Source organism: Oscillibacter sp. ER4, assembly GCF_000765235.1.
GTDB classification, from domain to species: Bacteria; Bacillota; Clostridia; order Oscillospirales; family Oscillospiraceae; genus Hominicoprocola; species Hominicoprocola fusiformis.
In genome coordinates this window covers 57,279-71,560 of sequence record NZ_JPJG01000033.1, presented here as the reverse complement: position 1 = coordinate 71,560, position 14,282 = coordinate 57,279, and the positions used below count along the sequence as shown (strand labels likewise).

Below are 14,282 nucleotides of genomic sequence, written 5' to 3'. Positions count from 1 at the left end.
AAACGATGAATCAGGCAGAAAAAGCAGAGCTGCTGGAGCAGATTGAGAAGTGGAATGATGCGGATGAGTTTGCCCGATGCATTGAGGCTATCGAAGCCATCCCGGAACAGGAGTGGGATTATCTGCTGACGCTAAAACTGGGCCGAGCCTACAGCAATCTGGCGGTGCTGGGTAACCACGGTGCCCTTGGCGAGAACGATGAAGTAGATGGAGATCTTCTCCGGCACGCCATTGATCTACTGGAGTCCGTTCGCACCCAGGGTGAGAACGATCCCTACTGGAACGCCCGGATGGGCTACTCCTGCCTGATGGCATACAGCTCCGCAGCCACCGCCTACGAGTACGCAAAACGCTGGCTGGCTCTGGCGCCGGATGACCCGGATGCCCAAAAGCTGGTGCGGGACTGTGAGGAGTATCTGGAGGAGGGAAATTCCTTGGAACTGGATTGGAATGAGCGGGAGGAAATCATCCAGCGGGAGACCATTCCCCCTGCCGACGATGACATCCTCGGCCATGTGAAAGTACATATCGACCAGCAGTTCGGTGTCTATACCCAGCTCCTCACAGACAACAGCGACCCAGATTACCCGTTGGAGATCGCCGTCATCCCGCCCCGGCTGGATCATGACTACTACACCCTGGTTACTGTGGGCCTGAGCCGGCATCGGATGGGTTTCCCGGAGGAGCGTCGGGAGGAAAAACTGGAACGGGCGGAGCTGCTCATCAACCTGCCCCAAGACTGGAGGCTGACAAAGGCGGACTGCCGGGAGGAGCGGTGGAACTGGCCCATCCGGATGATGCTGGCCACCGCCCACTTCGCCATGGAGGACCCGGAGGTAGGGCTGGAATCCAGGACTACACTGGATGAGGGTGAGGATGGCATCCCCTTCGCGGAGAACACGGAGCTGCGTGGTGAGATCCTACTCTGCCCTGGTGTGTTTGGGACGGACTCCTTTTTCTGCCGCCTGCCGGACGGGGACGAAGTCAACTTCTATCAGGTGATTCCCCTCTATCGGGAGGAGATCCAATACAAGTTGGAGCACGGCTCGGATGCCCTGCTGGACCTCTGCCCGGACGAGAGCTTGGAGGTCATCAATCCGCACCGGCTCAATGTGGTCACAGACCGGGAGAAAATCAGCTACGACCCGGCGGAAATGGACAACGCCGCAGAGCAGATCAAGAAGATCCGGGCACTTCACCTGCCAGTAGATGAATTGGATGCCTGCAATCGGATGGCCTTCTTCCTGGGCTGGGCTATGAAACGAGGCCAACTGAGTAACCCATTCCTCTCCCGGCATCGGGAGGTGGTGGAGGCGGTTCGGGCCGGAAAGGGGCCTGATCTACGGGTGTTCATCCTGGATAATCTGGATGGGAAATTGTCTACTCAGTTCTTTGACCGGAGAGGCTCTGGCTTTGCCCAGTGGTACGCCCAGGACAACCGTTTTAACCCCTATGTCTACCTCCGGGACTGCCGGAATATCGTCTTGGCCAGGCTCAAAGACCGCGTCTGGAACAGTATTGCGGAAAAAGAAGCGGCCTACCTACTTCTGCCATATACCGAAGAAATCCGTCAGAGTGTGGAGCAGCTGTTGGATGAGCGGTATCAACAGTATCTGGAAGCGGAATTTGCAGATGACCCCGAGGAGCGCGTGGCGCGGGCAGCGGAAGGGAAACCGGCTGTCATTCCCGACTGGGACGGCCCTCTGTTCTGCTACGCTTCCGACCGCGTCGCCCAGGATGGGTGCAAGGTGCAGATTATGGACCGGCTGTTCCCCGAGCGCGAGGATATGGGTTGGGAGAGCGGTTGGGCCTTCTACTCCGGGGACGAGGGCGATGTGTACGGCGAAGGTGATGAATACTACGAGTCGCACTGCGGCTTCTATGATATCCGGGACATCTGCCGCATCGACCCGGACATTATCCGATTTCTGAACCTGCCTTACGGAACCATGCAGATGCGCGGTGAAGATGGAGCATGGTATGAGGTGATACGCGACGACGAAGGCGAGGAGGAAGTAGAATGAACAGCGAACAGATCACAGCATTTTTGCAGGAGCATTGGTACATTGCCTCGGTGCTCATCGGGGCCGTGATTTTAATTGGGGCGATCCGCAACTGGAACTGGCTCTGCGACCCCACTGGTACGCGGGATGCCCAGCGACACAGCAGAGGATACCGGCGTGTGGTGTTCTTTCTACTGGGCGTCCTCCTGATCGTGGTGAGTATCTGGGGATTTGTGCTGAAATTGAAATAGGAGTAGAAAGATTATGATGACCGAGAAATATCCCACCTGGCTCACCGGCCATGTGAAGGAGTGGGCGCAGAAACGCCTGCCCACCGTGACATTGTGTTCTGCCACTGGCAATGAACTGCTGGAGGTTTGGTATTACGGAGATTTACTCACGGTGAAAGGAGAGTCCCAATCCTATATTGTAGATAGCGATGTGGCCCCCGGACTGGTGACAGCCCGTGACCCGGAGAGCGGCGAGGAGTTCGTCATCTTCGACGGCGGGCGACATGGCTATGACAATATGTTCTGCGATGAACATGATCCATCCGAGCTGGAACACCGTCCCCTCAAGCGGTATGAGATCCCCGCCTCCAAGCTGGTGCTGGAGCTGGGATACAGCGTGGACTACGAGGACGAAAAAGAAGACTTCGAACCGGATGAAGCGGATACCGTGGAACTGCTCAACGGTGAACGGATGCCGTGGGAACAGGTCAAGCGGGACGGCATCGACTATATCGCCCTTTACTATGTGAACGAGAAAGGAAAACCAGTCCAGATACTGGACGCAGAGTTGGCATGAGTATGGTAATTCAATCCTTTGACAATCTGCACGACAACAGAGTCCTGCGCTGCTGCGCTGACTTTGAAGCTAAGACCCTGCACATGGATACCCGGACCGAGGCCGGAGAGAAAGTAGCCGTTCGCTTTACCGGCCTGCTGGCCCACTGGTTTGAGAATGTGATCCAGGACAACATCCTCTTCGGTATGGACGAGATCACCGTGGACGGGTTTTTCCAGCAGTACAAAGACCTGCTGGGCGTGACCATCTCTTACAGCTTTCCCGCCTGCTGCAGCATCGAGGAACTGCGGAAACGCATGGAACGGGAGCGCATCCGGGTATTTGTCATTGATTCTTCCCTTGGGTTGTGCGGATTTGTACTGGCTCAGGAGGTGGAACTGCAATGTCGATCACTGCCTATAAAGTAGAAGCCGTTGGTCATGACCGAACCGGCAAGGACTTCGGCTATGTGAATATCATGTACCGCTATGGCGATAAGAAATCCTGCCCCCGGCCAGACCAATGTGAAAAGATAGAGGTCATGTGGGCGGATGAGAGCGTCTACGGGCCGCCCGCCCCCGGCAGCAAGGTGGGTGACTTTATACAGACATGGTTAATGGGCTCCTGGAACTGTGGGGTGTTTACTCACCGGGAGATTGCCCAACGGCTGATGGATACCTTCACCGGTCTCAAGCTCAAGGAGTTGGCGTGGTTTGAGAACCCCAGAGAAAAGACTCTGAAAAGCGGAAAGCCCCGTGCGCGCCGGGCCAAGTGGCTGCCGGAGCGGGAGGTGGACCTGGTGTATCTCTACTCCGACTACTATATTGACGCAAGAGAACCTACTTCTGCCCAAACCGACTTTTTCACCGTTACAAGGATGGACGCCTGGGGCGTGAGTACTTGGTTCATGTGTACCCCAGAGGCCGCCGAGAAGCTGATCGCCATGAATTACGACAATCTGGCCGTCAAGGAAACCGCCATTGTGGGATAGGAGAAAATGAATGGTAGCTTTGGAACAACTGCCTCCCAAGGGCGCAAAGCGAGAACAGGCCATTTTGGAGCTGGGCGAGGTGGAAATAGCATGACACGGCAGGAGCAGAAGGCAGTCAAGGAATTAAGCGCGATGATTTCAAAAAACACAAAAGTAATTGCCAGAGAGCATGGCTTCAAAGTGGTTTCAGACTGTGCCTATAAGGTTCTGGGTGATTTCTTATATGAAGTGTTTCTATCAGCGCCCCCTGTCAGGTGTGGGACTGCCATAAGAGCAGTCGTTTCCGTAAAGCCATGCGTCATTGACAATGTCTTTTGGGATGTATATGAAATGGGTGAGGTAGCCCGGAAGAAACCATTTAGTTTCCATATCACAGCGGCACATTCCCCTTCCGCTCATATCATCGAGGAAATGGAACTACCTGTCCCCACAGTGGATGCAGCAACCTTGGTCATGAATGAGGCGTTTTGTCGGTTTAACAAGTCCATTCAAGACCATCATAGCCGCTGCAGCACAGTCTCCGACTTCAAAGCAGAGATTCTCCATGATACTGCGCCGACCGCACGACTGAATGTCGTACTGTGTGAAATCGCGGAAGGGAATTTCCGCCAGGCAATGCTCCTTGCAGAAAAGGAGCTGGAAAACGAACCTTATGGCCTATTTAATACAGTAACTGATGGCGGGATAAAGAGCATATACGATTATGTGAAAGAATTTTGCCAGGAAAAGCAGTAAGTATATGCGGCCGCTCCATCCGCTGAGCCGGAGGCCGCCGGGAAACTGATCGCCATGGATTACGACAATCTGGCCATCAAGGAAACCACCATTGTGGGATAGGAGAAAATGAATGATGACTTTGGAACAACTGCCCCCCAAGGGCGTAAAGCGAGAACAGGCCATTTTGGAGCTGGGCAAGGATGAAGCAAACGGCGAACTGCTGTTCCAGCTTGTGAATACAGAAAAAGGCAAGTGCAAAACGGCTGCTCAGAAGGCTTTGGCGCAGCTGGAGTATGCCCCTGCTGCCCCACTGTGGGCCAAACTGGTCAAGGGCAAATGGATGGGCAGCAATATCATGTCAGATGCCTGCTCCGACTGTGTATCGGAGCAGATCGCCCCGGTCATCTTAAAGACCCTATCCCAACTGCTGGACGAGGGGGACACAAAACCACTGGAAATCGAACAACTGAATTTCTGTTTCCATTTGATGCTGGGGAAAGCCTCGCCCAAAATGCTGGAGGTGTACCGTTTTCTTGCGGAAAACACCCAGCGGATCGCCCAGCTGAAACGCGCGCCTGTTTATCCTGATGATGATTGCACCTCCTGGTGGATTACAGACGGACTTCGGATTTGGGATGCCACACCCAAGGAAAAAGAGAAAATTCCCGCTGTGGTGCTGACCGCATCCCTGATCCGCAACCCGGATGAACGATTGCAGGCACTGGCTGATGAGCTGAATGAACGCTACGGCGGCAGCTGGATGATCCCGGTCTTTATGAATGCGATCATCACCCAGCCCAAAGAGCAGGTGTATGAAACCTATTCGCCCCTTCTGGATACGCCGCAAAAAGACTATTTGTTCCATGCGCTGGGAATGCTCCATTACCGCTGTTATCCAGAAGGCTGGACCTATGAACGCTTGGGCCCGGATGGAATGATCGCTCTGATTTTTTGGGGTTATTACAGCTATGGAACCTATGACACAAGGTTTATGATTGAACGCTATGTGGATCTGGATGAGCGGTGGCTCTTTGATCTGGCTAAAGACCCGGAGGGTCGCAAGCCTACGGTGACATGGCAGACCTACAATCGGGGCGGCGTTCTGTATGGAAGCTACGACGAAATGTTCATCAGCCTGCTGCCCCGCAAGGTGGAAAACCCGGAACTGAAGCGCGTTCTGCGTAACTACTTCCATATTCGCAGCGAAAAAGTGAGAGTGGAAGAAAGTATTACTGTTTACAAAGACGCTGCTGAGCGGTTTGGCGATTAAGCGAGAATAGAGGGACTGGCCAAAGGAGTGATACAGCATGATTGGGACAGATGAAAACCGGGCGGTGCTCCATGTGGAGGTCATCTTCTGGCGCGGCAAGCGAAAGACTCCCCCCAGCCTGGTCAGCGGAAAATATTGTCCTCATTTTGCAGTCACAGGGACCACGGAATATCTGGGAGTATGCTTTCTGGACGGAACTGAGTGTTCATTTGATGAACCGGCTTTGGGAAATGCCCAACCCCTCTATCCGGATACTATTGACTACGCTCCGCTGGAAAATAATGCGGAATTTTTGATCTATGAGGGAGCCAACGCGGTTGGCAAGGGCCGGGTACTGGGCCGGACGATACCCTATCAAGTGAAACAACAACGAAAGTAGGTGCCTTATGTACCAAATTGCATATATTGGCCGTTGGGAAACTCTTCCGGAAACGGCTGCCGCCATCTGTGACCATAATATTCCCGTGCTGGAGGCGTTGCTCCAAGGCGGTCTGGATTTAGATGTTCCCATCCAGCTTAGTGAGTATATCAAACTGATGCCATTGGAGATCGCAGTTTTTCGGAATGATGTGCCCATGATCCACTTCCTGCTGGAGCATGGAGCTGATCCCGGTCTGGCAGAGGAACAGCCCCTTCTGCTCACCGCTGTCCGCTGCTGCGGGCCGGAGGTAGTCGCTCTCTTTGCTGGACAGGCCGCAAAATTCAGCCCGAAGCAGAAAGAGCGGGCCTTCCAGGAAGTGCGCTGGGGCAAGCGAGCGGAGAATATCCCGGTGCTGGAGCAAGCCGGGATCACGGTGGGCAAGTTTGGCGGGGAGGCATTCCGGGCCGCTGTGTCCGAGGGCAATACCAAACTTACCCGCCTGCTGCTGGAAAAAGGGGCGGATATCAATTACCACAAGCCGGACATGGTGTTCCCTTATGCCTCCACCCCCGTCACCGAGGCCGCCCGCTCTAACAATTTTCCCATGGTGCGCTGGCTCATTGAGCAAGGAGCCGACATCACCATTGCTGACAAATACGGCGACCGGCCTTACACCGTGGCGGTGCAAAACAAAAATCAGGAGCTGGCCGACTACCTGAAGGCCCTGGAACCGGAGGAATGGCACAACGAACAGGAAAAAGTCCGGCAGCTCATGCCCTACAAACTGCCCGCCAAGCTGGTGGAATACTTGAAGACCGGCCCCCTGCGGCTGGAGTTCCCGGATCAGGAATGGGTGAAGTGGGTGGAGCTCTACTCCTTCATGGATGTGCAGGAGATGACCTGGAAACGGAAGAAGCTGCTCTCCCTGATGGTGCAGATGGATAACTACAGCGACTATCTGCTGCTGTGGAGCCCCAGGGACAAAAAGCTGTGGTATCTGGATATCGAACATGAGGAATTCCACCCTCTGGCCAAATGGGATGACTTCATCGCAGATCCCGGACGGTATCTGAACGGGATGATCGAGGGTGAGTTTGAGGAGTAAAGCCATGACATCAATAGACTTTCTGAACAAGGTACATAAAAGCCTGGACTCGCAGGAATATAATCTATCCTATTCTCCAGCCAAGTCCAAGAATTATATGCTGTACTGCAACGGCAACTTCATCGGCGGCCTGTTCGATGAGGAGCTGTGCTTCGTCTACTCCGACAGCGTGAGTGAGCTGCTGGGGCAGCCGGAACCCATCTACCTTGGCTACTCCAGTACCGCCCAGCACAGGATGCTGGTCATCCCGGAGGAACACTGGGCGAAGGCACTGAAACTGCTCTATGCCGAGAAATTTGACTGGAGCCGGTTGGTGTACGACATCACCTACACCAGCATTGGCGCAGCAGTGGTGGAGGACTTCTACGACGAGAATGTGGTATTCCTGCGCTTCTGCTTTGAAAAGGAGCTGCTGAAAAAGAACCCTCTGGACCGACATGGCCGTATCCTGCGAATGGTCTATCTCAATCAGGACCTGACAGAAGCAGGCAAATATCTATTCCCCAGACTGATGCAGAAGTTCCTTGTTTTTACAGACCGCAGTGGGAAAACCAGTCTGGAAACCATGCTGAAACGGTGGTACACCCAACTGGAGAAGGAATACCGCAATCAGACGGCGGGATAAGGAGGGCAATAACATGATGACAGAAGAAAACAGAACCTATATTACTCAACTCAATGTCACGGATGTTCCGTGGCACCGGCTCACCACCTCCTATGGCCGAGGGACAGAGTTTCCCGCTCACCTGGCGGTGCTGGAGCAGATGTGTGACTTGGCGTCCGTCAAAGAGTCCCTCTATGAGCTCACCACCAACATGGAGCACCAGAGTACCCTGTGGCACGCTACCCCCTTCGGCATGGTGTTCCTGAACCGGATTCTGGAGAAGGCCCTCGCAGACAGCGGGCAGAACCCCGTAGCCCATTTCCTGGCCGGGGAACTGCTGGACTTCTTTGACTGCATCCTCCAGTGCTTCCACGATGGAGATAAGATGGAACACGCCTCTCCCCTCCCCTGCTTCTCCGATTTGTTAAAGGAAGAATACCTGTGGTCGGAGGAATACGACGAGGAAGAAGATGAGATGCGCTACGAGGAGGACGAGGTCTTCCCAGATGACCTGTTTTACAGCTTCTATTACTACTCCTGGCAGGCGGTGCTGGCCTACCGGGATGTATTGGAGCAGGCCCCGGCGGAGTTTTCTGGGCCTGCCGCCGCGGTGCTGAAACTGCTGTAAAGGAGGATACACCGATGTGTGAAGAATTCTATGAGATGTACGAGCCCGAGGAGCAGGAAGTGGTCGCTCTGATCAATCGCTTCATCGGGGGCGGATACAACAACAGAGGCAACTTTTGGCAAATGACCGTCGTGACACTGGGCATGGTGTTCTGTGACACCGGCAAGGTCAGCACCAAAGAGGAGCGGCTGGAGTGGCCAGTCACCGACGAGGAACGCAACAGTGACAAGGGCTGGGGACGCTTTCAAAGCGAGCAGATCTGCCGCCTGAAGATCCGCCGGATGAAAGAGGAATGGGCGCAAAATCTGATGGTACGGCCCTGGTGTATCTCCCAGGTGGTCCAGGCCCATGAGGACTGCCCGGAGCTTCAAGCCATTCTGGACGAGTACCACAAGCCGGTGGTGATCCAGGACCAGGTGCTGGGAGAACTGACACTGGACAAGGACCATGATGCCTTTGAGGGTGAGATCCAGTGGCGCGGAAAGGCTGTGCTTCTTTCCCTGGAGGTCAATGCGGAGAGCAAGCCCTCCTGGACCCGCGCCCGCAGTGCTGCCAAGAAACTGCTGGCCGACTGTGAAACCTGGGACAAAGCCATGCGGGAGCTTGCGGCCAAGAACCTGACCGGGCTGGCCAACAACTGGCTCTCTCAGGATGAGGAAAATCCCCGCGATCCGGAAACAGACCCCATCACAGAGGAAGAACTTGCCCGGCGAATCAGCATGACCAGCCTGTCCGTCACCTCCGGCGGCAGCTTCACCGCCTGGTTTGACTGCGACGAACTATTCACCGACCATGCGGTGACGGTCTACGGCTCCCTGAAAAAGGGCCTCAAAGCTGCCTGCATCGAGGGGTAAGGAGGCGCAGAGATGAAACTGCATGAGTACTGGCTTGGGTTGTATCCCCTTGATTGGGAATTTTGCTTTATGCCAGTGCAAACCTATAAAAACTTCATCACAGAGCAGTATCATAAAAACCCCGCTTTTTACAACATCTCAGCGGGCTCCATTGAGAAGGTATTGACACACATTGACGCCATTTTATCTGCGGCCATGGAGGATTGGAATAAAACCACGAACCATGCTGCCCTGCGTTGTCCTCCAATGGTCTTTCCTCTCCCAAAGGGACAGGAGAGCAATATACCGTAATGATTGGCACATCGGTGCGATGCCGGAGCGATATACCTACGATAAGACCGGGCAGAAACAGCCTCTCAATGAGCTGGCATTGGATTTGGCTCCCGGCGAGTATGGGAGAGCTGTCTGCAATGGGCGGTTCCGGGACTGGGATACAGGAATCTGGTATTATGTACTGGATATTTTGAATGTGATGCCGCTTACAGAACCCACTGACTCATTGACCAGTTTTACGGACAGAGAGCCTAATAAGATATATACCCAGATTGACCGACTGTGGTGACGAAAGACAGGAGGATAACCACATGATTTCCACAAAAGATTTATCTGGCCTGCCCAACGCGGAGCGCCTGAAAAACTTCTGCAAAGGGCTGGCGGCTCTGGACATCATCATGGTGGAGGAGGAATGGAGCTTCATCCGCCACTATACATACAACCCCGCATGGCGAAAAGGCAAAGAGGCATTCTTTGCCACTGATGGCAGTGACCAGAGCATGATCGTCATGTTTGCGCCGGAAGGCTGTGTAATCAACGGTGTGGATTCCGAACTCTACGACTGGGAGGAAAAACTTCCCCGAATCGAAGACCTGACGGATGGGATGCCCCCTGCGTTGCAAAAGCTCATGGGCAGCCGTGAAGTCAAAAAGATGAAAAGTACCTTCTGCGTCTGGACGGAAGATGGCTCCACCTGGCACTGCAATCCCATGGACGGCGAGGACGCATCCAAGGATCTGCTCTCCACGATTGATGGTAATCCACAGAGCTATGTGGATTACGGGAAGTGGTTTTACCCAGCAGACCTGCCTTTGGAGACTGTGCGCCAGCTTGCTGATGTGGTTCCGGTGACAAAAGAACTGGTTACTGCGTTGAACCCGAAACGCAGCAAATGGGAAGAAATCAAGGCGGGCTTAGATAAGATCGGGTATTGGGATGGCTCAAAGAGCGAGTACATCAAGAAACCAAATCAACAGGAGGAAACGAGTATGCCGACAACAGAATGGCTGAACAAATATGAATCCGTTAAGGACAAACTGGCCTGCAAAACGGACCTGGACGCTCATTTCACTGAGAAAGTGATTGGGAATATGGGCGTGGATGTGCTGGACATTGGCACCGTCCATTTCCCCACCGGGACGATTTTCGCCTGCGATCCGCTGGTGGAGCTGGAGGACACACCGCCCTTTATACAGACGATCCCCGCCGGGACTTATCCCGTAAAGATCTGTGTGGTGCCCAGTGAGAAATACGGCGACCGCTACGCCTGTGTCAAGGTGGAGGTCAGTCGGGAGAAGCCTGTCCGCTATGAGCTGGGCATGGTGGGCAACGAGAATCTGGACGCGGCACTGGGAGATGACGACTACTTCGGTTTCGGCGTGGATGCCGGGATGGGGTGTATTGCAGACATCCAGACCCAGGCGGCCTTTAAGGCATACTGGGCCAAGCGGTTGGAGGAGGCCCCGGACATCGACCCCTACAATGACCTGTTCTGCGACCTTCTGGAGGAAAACGCCAAAGCCCGCCCCAAATATCAGGGGGACTACGGCGACTGGCTCAACTGGACGGTACCGGACACGGACTGCAATCTGCCCATCTTTGCCTCTGGCTGGGGGGACGGCTACTATCCGGTCTACTTCGGCTATGACGCGAAAGGTGAAATCTGCGCCGTGTATGTACGCTTCATCGACATTGAAGCCAGCTATAAGAAGCAGGTGTAAGGAGGGAAACAGCGATGGAATGGCCGAAACGGGCGCGGACAGTGAACTGGGAGAGTGGTGTCCTGACCTTAGACGGTGAAAAGCAATTTGAAATCCCGGAGCTGACCGCAGAGATCATGGAGCAGCTGGCCGCTTACACCCTGGTGGGCTTTCATGTGAAAGGCTATCCGGTGACCGATGAACTGCTTGCCCCCTTTGCTGGGCATAAAAGCATGGCCAACTTCGGAGTGGAGGACGGTGCGCTCACCGATGCCTGTTTCCCCGTTTTTTCCGCTATGCCCAAGCTGCCCTATCTGCTGCTGGACGGCAACGCCGCCATCCATGGCAGCGGCCTGTCCGCCTTGCAAGGCTGCAAGCTGGACCTTTTGACGCTCAACCGCACCGGACTGGATGATGCCGGTCTTCTCCAGGCGGCCTCCATTCCCAAGCTCTCCCACATCCAGATCGACCATACCGCCGTTACCTATGAGGGCCTGCTGGCCATCGCCAGCAACAACCGCATCGAGCCGGTGGCCCATGTGCAATTTACCAAGGAGCAGATGGAACACTTCTCCCAGCTGCAGCGGGAAAAGGCCAAAAAGCCCACCAAGCTGGACGAACAGGCGGCGGAGGAATGCCGCAGGGTGCTGTCCTCTTTCTTTGCCGAGATGACGCAATGGGAGCAGTACATGGAGCAGGCCGGATTTGAGGATGCCGAGGCAGCGCCCCGCCTGCTGGCGATTTGGGAAAAGTATGTGAGCGAAAAGCCCCGTTCGGGCTACCGGCCCCTGGGCATCTCATACAGCGCCCAGGGCACCTACAAGGGAGAGCAGTTCCTGGACGCGGAGCAGATCACAAAGAATAAACTCTACATCTACACCAGGGAGAAAAATACCGGCTTTGACCGACGCTTTCTCATGAAGCGTGTGGGCGAGGGCTGGAGGATCGACGGGGTTCAGGAGCGGCTGGACGGCTGGCAGCGCACGGGATTGTGAGGCACCACATGGCTTGGGAATATGAAACCTTTGGCCCAGACGGTCAATGTAAATTGTTCGGGGTGAACATCTTTGACTACGACTGGCAAACCACCGGCAAGCGAGTAAAGGTCCAAGACCCGATCTATCACCAGGACCATACCTTCGAGGTCTGGCAGGTGGAGATCAACGGGCAGATCCACCGCTTTGCCGCCGGAGAGTTCTCCAACTGCGTATGGGGATTTTATTTAGAGAAAGACGGATGAGAGGAGCGTGAACCCATGAAAGCCAATGCCGGAGAGGTCTATACCGTCTACAACCAATATCTGAAACGCTACACCGCCTGCCAGGTGGCCTATATCGCGCCGCCGGACACAGTGAGCAAGGAACCCTGGGCGGTAGTCCTCTCTCTGGATTGGGTGGGCGACGCCCCTCTGACTGCGGAGGAACTGCCCCATCTCCGCCCGCTCTACAAGGACTTCATGTACTGGTCCCGTGACCTTCATCTGCTGCGGGTGCCGATGGAGGTCCCGCCCCAGTACATGCTGGTGGGCACCCTGCCGCCCTTCACCGACGAGCCTTGCTACTCCTATGGTGGCTGGAATGACGGACATGAGGTATATTTACAGATGAAATGGCGGGCCATCCCGGAAAAGCGGCGGCGGGCCTTCAAGGAGGCCATGGAGAGCGACGAGCAAACGGAGATCGGCGGCATCCCGCTGAAGGTCAGCAGCCATCGGGTGATGGACCAGTACGCACCATTTGATTCGGCGCTGGAACTAAAGGCTCTGCCCTGCCTCTCCGAACTCATCTGTGAGCAATGGCACCCGGATCTGCTGGAGTTTTTGCGGGGCAATCCCTTCATCCGTGAACTGACCCTGCTGAACCACAGCCAGAGGACACTTGATCTGCGGGGCACCAGCATCAGAAAGCTGATGTTGGATATGACCGGCCTGGAGGAACTGTGGCTGGGTGAGGATACGGAGCAGCTCCTGTTTCAGAACGAGGGGCCGGACGCCTGTACTATCCATGCCTCCGAAGATGGCAGCGGTTTGACCCTCCAATTTATCGGGGAATGCCGCCCCCACCTGGAACTGCCGAACCTATTGGGACTGCGTGGCATCCAGCTGAAGGACTTTGATCTGACCGGATTGGCCGCTGCCCATCCCCACCTGAAGAAGCTGAGACTCTGGGGCGCACCGGGGAATCTGCAAAATTTCTCCGCCGTGGCCCAGTTTCGGGAATTGACGGACTTCTCCACCTTCGACCTTTTTGGCTTCGGCGCAGCTGACATCCCCACCCCAGAGCAGATGCCGGAGCTTCGCTGGTTCTGGATGACCAGCCTGCCGGAGACGGCGGCAAAAGCGGCAAAGCAGCTCTGGAAAAGCAAGCCGGGAATGGACCTGTGGATCACCAAACCCCGGAAACCGGAGTGGCTGGCGCAAAATCTGGACAATCCCTTCCGGGGCTGGGACGGTGCGGAGCATATCCCTGCTTCTGCTGCGAAAAAGGCAGCCAATCAATACCGAAAGACCCGTTCCCAGCTGATGAAGCTGGCCGCTGAGCCGGGCGAGGACGCCCAGGCACTGGAGGCGGTGGCAGCCTACACTCAGACCTTCAACAAGATGGGCTTTATCGAAACCGAGGAACGGGATGAAATCTACATGGCCCTGCGGGGTATTCTGGATGCCCTGCCGGGCGATGCGCTCCAGAAAGATGCCCTGATTGAGAAGTTTGAGGAACTAAGAGATTTTTGAGGAGGGGTGAGGATGGACCAGACAGTAATTTACAATGGCCAAATTCTTACCTTGACGCGCTTTTGGGCGACGGGAGAGCCTTGCCTGTGGATCACCGACCCGGAGCAGATCGGGATGCCTAAAATGGAATTTGTGGGAGGCCACCCGGACGAATACTGCATTTTCCTGAAAAATCTGACGGAAGCAGAGCTGGCACAGATCACATCCCTGGACGGCGCTCCGCTGGATGTGAAAGAAGAATTACGGTAGAAAGGACAAA

At 55.1% G+C, this 14,282-nt stretch carries 18 protein-coding genes; all 18 read left to right on the top strand.

Annotated elements, in window-relative coordinates; translation table 11 throughout:
- Positions 1 to 5: 5 nt before the first annotated feature.
- The 18 genes from NI20_RS0105780 to NI20_RS0105690 all read left to right on the top strand — a co-directional run bounded on the left by NI20_RS0105780 (position 6) and on the right by NI20_RS0105690 (position 14,272).
- Positions 6 to 2,024 (top strand): DUF2185 domain-containing protein, encoded by a 2,019-nt coding sequence (locus tag NI20_RS0105780; protein WP_033120489.1) that lies wholly within the window; start codon positions 6 to 8, stop codon positions 2,022 to 2,024.
- Positions 2,021 to 2,254, top strand: a complete 234-nt coding sequence (locus NI20_RS0105775) for an immunity 17 family protein (protein WP_033120488.1) — start codon at positions 2,021 to 2,023, stop codon at positions 2,252 to 2,254. The genes NI20_RS0105780 and NI20_RS0105775 overlap by 4 nt, the downstream gene beginning before the upstream one ends.
- A 13-nt stretch (positions 2,255 to 2,267) precedes the next feature.
- Positions 2,268 to 2,810 carry a hypothetical protein gene (locus NI20_RS0105770; protein ID WP_033120487.1) on the top strand — a complete coding sequence of 181 codons (543 nt, stop codon included), beginning with the start codon at positions 2,268 to 2,270 and terminating at the stop codon, positions 2,808 to 2,810.
- A complete protein-coding gene (locus NI20_RS0105765) occupies positions 2,807 to 3,217 on the top strand; it encodes a hypothetical protein (RefSeq protein WP_033120486.1) in 411 nt (136 codons plus the stop codon). The genes NI20_RS0105770 and NI20_RS0105765 overlap by 4 nt, the downstream gene beginning before the upstream one ends.
- The gene (locus NI20_RS0105760; RefSeq protein ID WP_033120485.1) at positions 3,193 to 3,780 is read left to right on the top strand and encodes a hypothetical protein; all 588 of its coding nucleotides are present in this window, start codon (positions 3,193 to 3,195) and stop codon (positions 3,778 to 3,780) included. Before NI20_RS0105765 ends, NI20_RS0105760 begins: the two co-directional genes overlap by 25 nt.
- A gap of 90 nt (positions 3,781 to 3,870) precedes the next feature.
- Positions 3,871 to 4,515 carry a hypothetical protein gene (locus NI20_RS0105755; RefSeq protein WP_033120484.1) on the top strand — a complete coding sequence of 215 codons (645 nt, stop codon included), beginning with the start codon at positions 3,871 to 3,873 and terminating at the stop codon, positions 4,513 to 4,515.
- A gap of 112 nt (positions 4,516 to 4,627) precedes the next feature.
- A complete protein-coding gene (locus NI20_RS0105750) occupies positions 4,628 to 5,767 on the top strand; it encodes a hypothetical protein (RefSeq protein ID WP_033120483.1) in 1,140 nt (379 codons plus the stop codon).
- A gap of 37 nt (positions 5,768 to 5,804) precedes the next feature.
- Positions 5,805 to 6,146 carry a hypothetical protein gene (locus NI20_RS0105745; RefSeq protein WP_033120482.1) on the top strand — a complete coding sequence of 114 codons (342 nt, stop codon included), beginning with the start codon at positions 5,805 to 5,807 and terminating at the stop codon, positions 6,144 to 6,146.
- Positions 6,147 to 6,153: 7 nt separating this feature from the next.
- Positions 6,154 to 7,233 (top strand): ankyrin repeat domain-containing protein, encoded by a 1,080-nt coding sequence (locus NI20_RS0105740; RefSeq protein WP_033120481.1) that lies wholly within the window; start codon positions 6,154 to 6,156, stop codon positions 7,231 to 7,233.
- A gap of 4 nt (positions 7,234 to 7,237) precedes the next feature.
- Positions 7,238 to 7,858 carry a hypothetical protein gene (locus NI20_RS0105735; protein ID WP_033120480.1) on the top strand — a complete coding sequence of 207 codons (621 nt, stop codon included), beginning with the start codon at positions 7,238 to 7,240 and terminating at the stop codon, positions 7,856 to 7,858.
- Between the two features lie 16 nt (positions 7,859 to 7,874).
- On the top strand, positions 7,875 to 8,465 hold the full coding sequence (locus NI20_RS0105730) for a hypothetical protein (protein ID WP_033120520.1): 591 nt from the start codon (positions 7,875 to 7,877) through the stop codon (positions 8,463 to 8,465).
- A 14-nt stretch (positions 8,466 to 8,479) separates the two neighbouring features.
- Positions 8,480 to 9,319, top strand: a complete 840-nt coding sequence (locus NI20_RS0105725) for a DUF2262 domain-containing protein (RefSeq protein ID WP_033120479.1) — start codon at positions 8,480 to 8,482, stop codon at positions 9,317 to 9,319.
- Positions 9,320 to 9,331: 12 nt separating this feature from the next.
- Positions 9,332 to 9,610, top strand: coding sequence for a hypothetical protein (locus tag NI20_RS15370; protein ID WP_197055361.1), 279 nt, complete (start codon positions 9,332 to 9,334; stop codon positions 9,608 to 9,610).
- Positions 9,611 to 10,464: 854 nt separating this feature from the next.
- Entirely contained in the window at positions 10,465 to 11,313 is an 849-nt protein-coding gene (locus NI20_RS0105710) for a DUF4241 domain-containing protein (protein ID WP_242842937.1), read from the top strand.
- Positions 11,314 to 11,327: 14 nt separating this feature from the next.
- A complete protein-coding gene (locus NI20_RS0105705) occupies positions 11,328 to 12,287 on the top strand; it encodes an NTF2 fold immunity protein (RefSeq protein ID WP_033120478.1) in 960 nt (319 codons plus the stop codon).
- Positions 12,288 to 12,295: 8 nt separating this feature from the next.
- Positions 12,296 to 12,532, top strand: a complete 237-nt coding sequence (locus NI20_RS0105700) for a hypothetical protein (RefSeq protein WP_033120477.1) — start codon at positions 12,296 to 12,298, stop codon at positions 12,530 to 12,532.
- A gap of 15 nt (positions 12,533 to 12,547) precedes the next feature.
- Positions 12,548 to 14,023, top strand: coding sequence for a hypothetical protein (locus tag NI20_RS0105695; RefSeq protein WP_033120476.1), 1,476 nt, complete (start codon positions 12,548 to 12,550; stop codon positions 14,021 to 14,023).
- A gap of 12 nt (positions 14,024 to 14,035) precedes the next feature.
- Complete coding sequence (locus NI20_RS0105690) at positions 14,036 to 14,272, top strand: hypothetical protein (protein WP_197055360.1); 237 nt, start codon at positions 14,036 to 14,038, stop codon at positions 14,270 to 14,272.
- Positions 14,273 to 14,282: the final 10 nt, after the last annotated feature.

What these genes read in the sequence shown, in the direction of transcription:
- NI20_RS0105775 (WP_033120488.1), top strand. Translation starts at nt 2,021, where the DNA reads ATGAACAGCGAACAGATCACAGCATTTTTGCAGGAGCATTGGTACATT.
- NI20_RS0105695 (WP_033120476.1), top strand. Translation starts at nt 12,548, where the DNA reads ATGAAAGCCAATGCCGGAGAGGTCTATACCGTCTACAACCAATATCTG.
- NI20_RS0105760 (WP_033120485.1), top strand. Translation starts at nt 3,193, where the DNA reads ATGTCGATCACTGCCTATAAAGTAGAAGCCGTTGGTCATGACCGAACC.
- NI20_RS0105755 (WP_033120484.1), top strand. Translation starts at nt 3,871, where the DNA reads ATGACACGGCAGGAGCAGAAGGCAGTCAAGGAATTAAGCGCGATGATT.
- NI20_RS0105690 (WP_197055360.1), top strand. Translation starts at nt 14,036, where the DNA reads ATGGACCAGACAGTAATTTACAATGGCCAAATTCTTACCTTGACGCGC.
- NI20_RS0105705 (WP_033120478.1), top strand. Translation starts at nt 11,328, where the DNA reads ATGGAATGGCCGAAACGGGCGCGGACAGTGAACTGGGAGAGTGGTGTC.
- NI20_RS0105765 (WP_033120486.1), top strand. Translation starts at nt 2,807, where the DNA reads ATGAGTATGGTAATTCAATCCTTTGACAATCTGCACGACAACAGAGTC.
- NI20_RS0105735 (WP_033120480.1), top strand. Translation starts at nt 7,238, where the DNA reads ATGACATCAATAGACTTTCTGAACAAGGTACATAAAAGCCTGGACTCG.
- NI20_RS15370 (WP_197055361.1), top strand. Translation starts at nt 9,332, where the DNA reads ATGAAACTGCATGAGTACTGGCTTGGGTTGTATCCCCTTGATTGGGAA.
- NI20_RS0105700 (WP_033120477.1), top strand. Translation starts at nt 12,296, where the DNA reads ATGGCTTGGGAATATGAAACCTTTGGCCCAGACGGTCAATGTAAATTG.
- NI20_RS0105725 (WP_033120479.1), top strand. Translation starts at nt 8,480, where the DNA reads ATGTGTGAAGAATTCTATGAGATGTACGAGCCCGAGGAGCAGGAAGTG.
- NI20_RS0105730 (WP_033120520.1), top strand. Translation starts at nt 7,875, where the DNA reads ATGACAGAAGAAAACAGAACCTATATTACTCAACTCAATGTCACGGAT.
- NI20_RS0105770 (WP_033120487.1), top strand. Translation starts at nt 2,268, where the DNA reads ATGATGACCGAGAAATATCCCACCTGGCTCACCGGCCATGTGAAGGAG.
- NI20_RS0105750 (WP_033120483.1), top strand. Translation starts at nt 4,628, where the DNA reads ATGATGACTTTGGAACAACTGCCCCCCAAGGGCGTAAAGCGAGAACAG.
- NI20_RS0105740 (WP_033120481.1), top strand. Translation starts at nt 6,154, where the DNA reads ATGTACCAAATTGCATATATTGGCCGTTGGGAAACTCTTCCGGAAACG.
- NI20_RS0105780 (WP_033120489.1), top strand. Translation starts at nt 6, where the DNA reads ATGAATCAGGCAGAAAAAGCAGAGCTGCTGGAGCAGATTGAGAAGTGG.
- NI20_RS0105745 (WP_033120482.1), top strand. Translation starts at nt 5,805, where the DNA reads ATGATTGGGACAGATGAAAACCGGGCGGTGCTCCATGTGGAGGTCATC.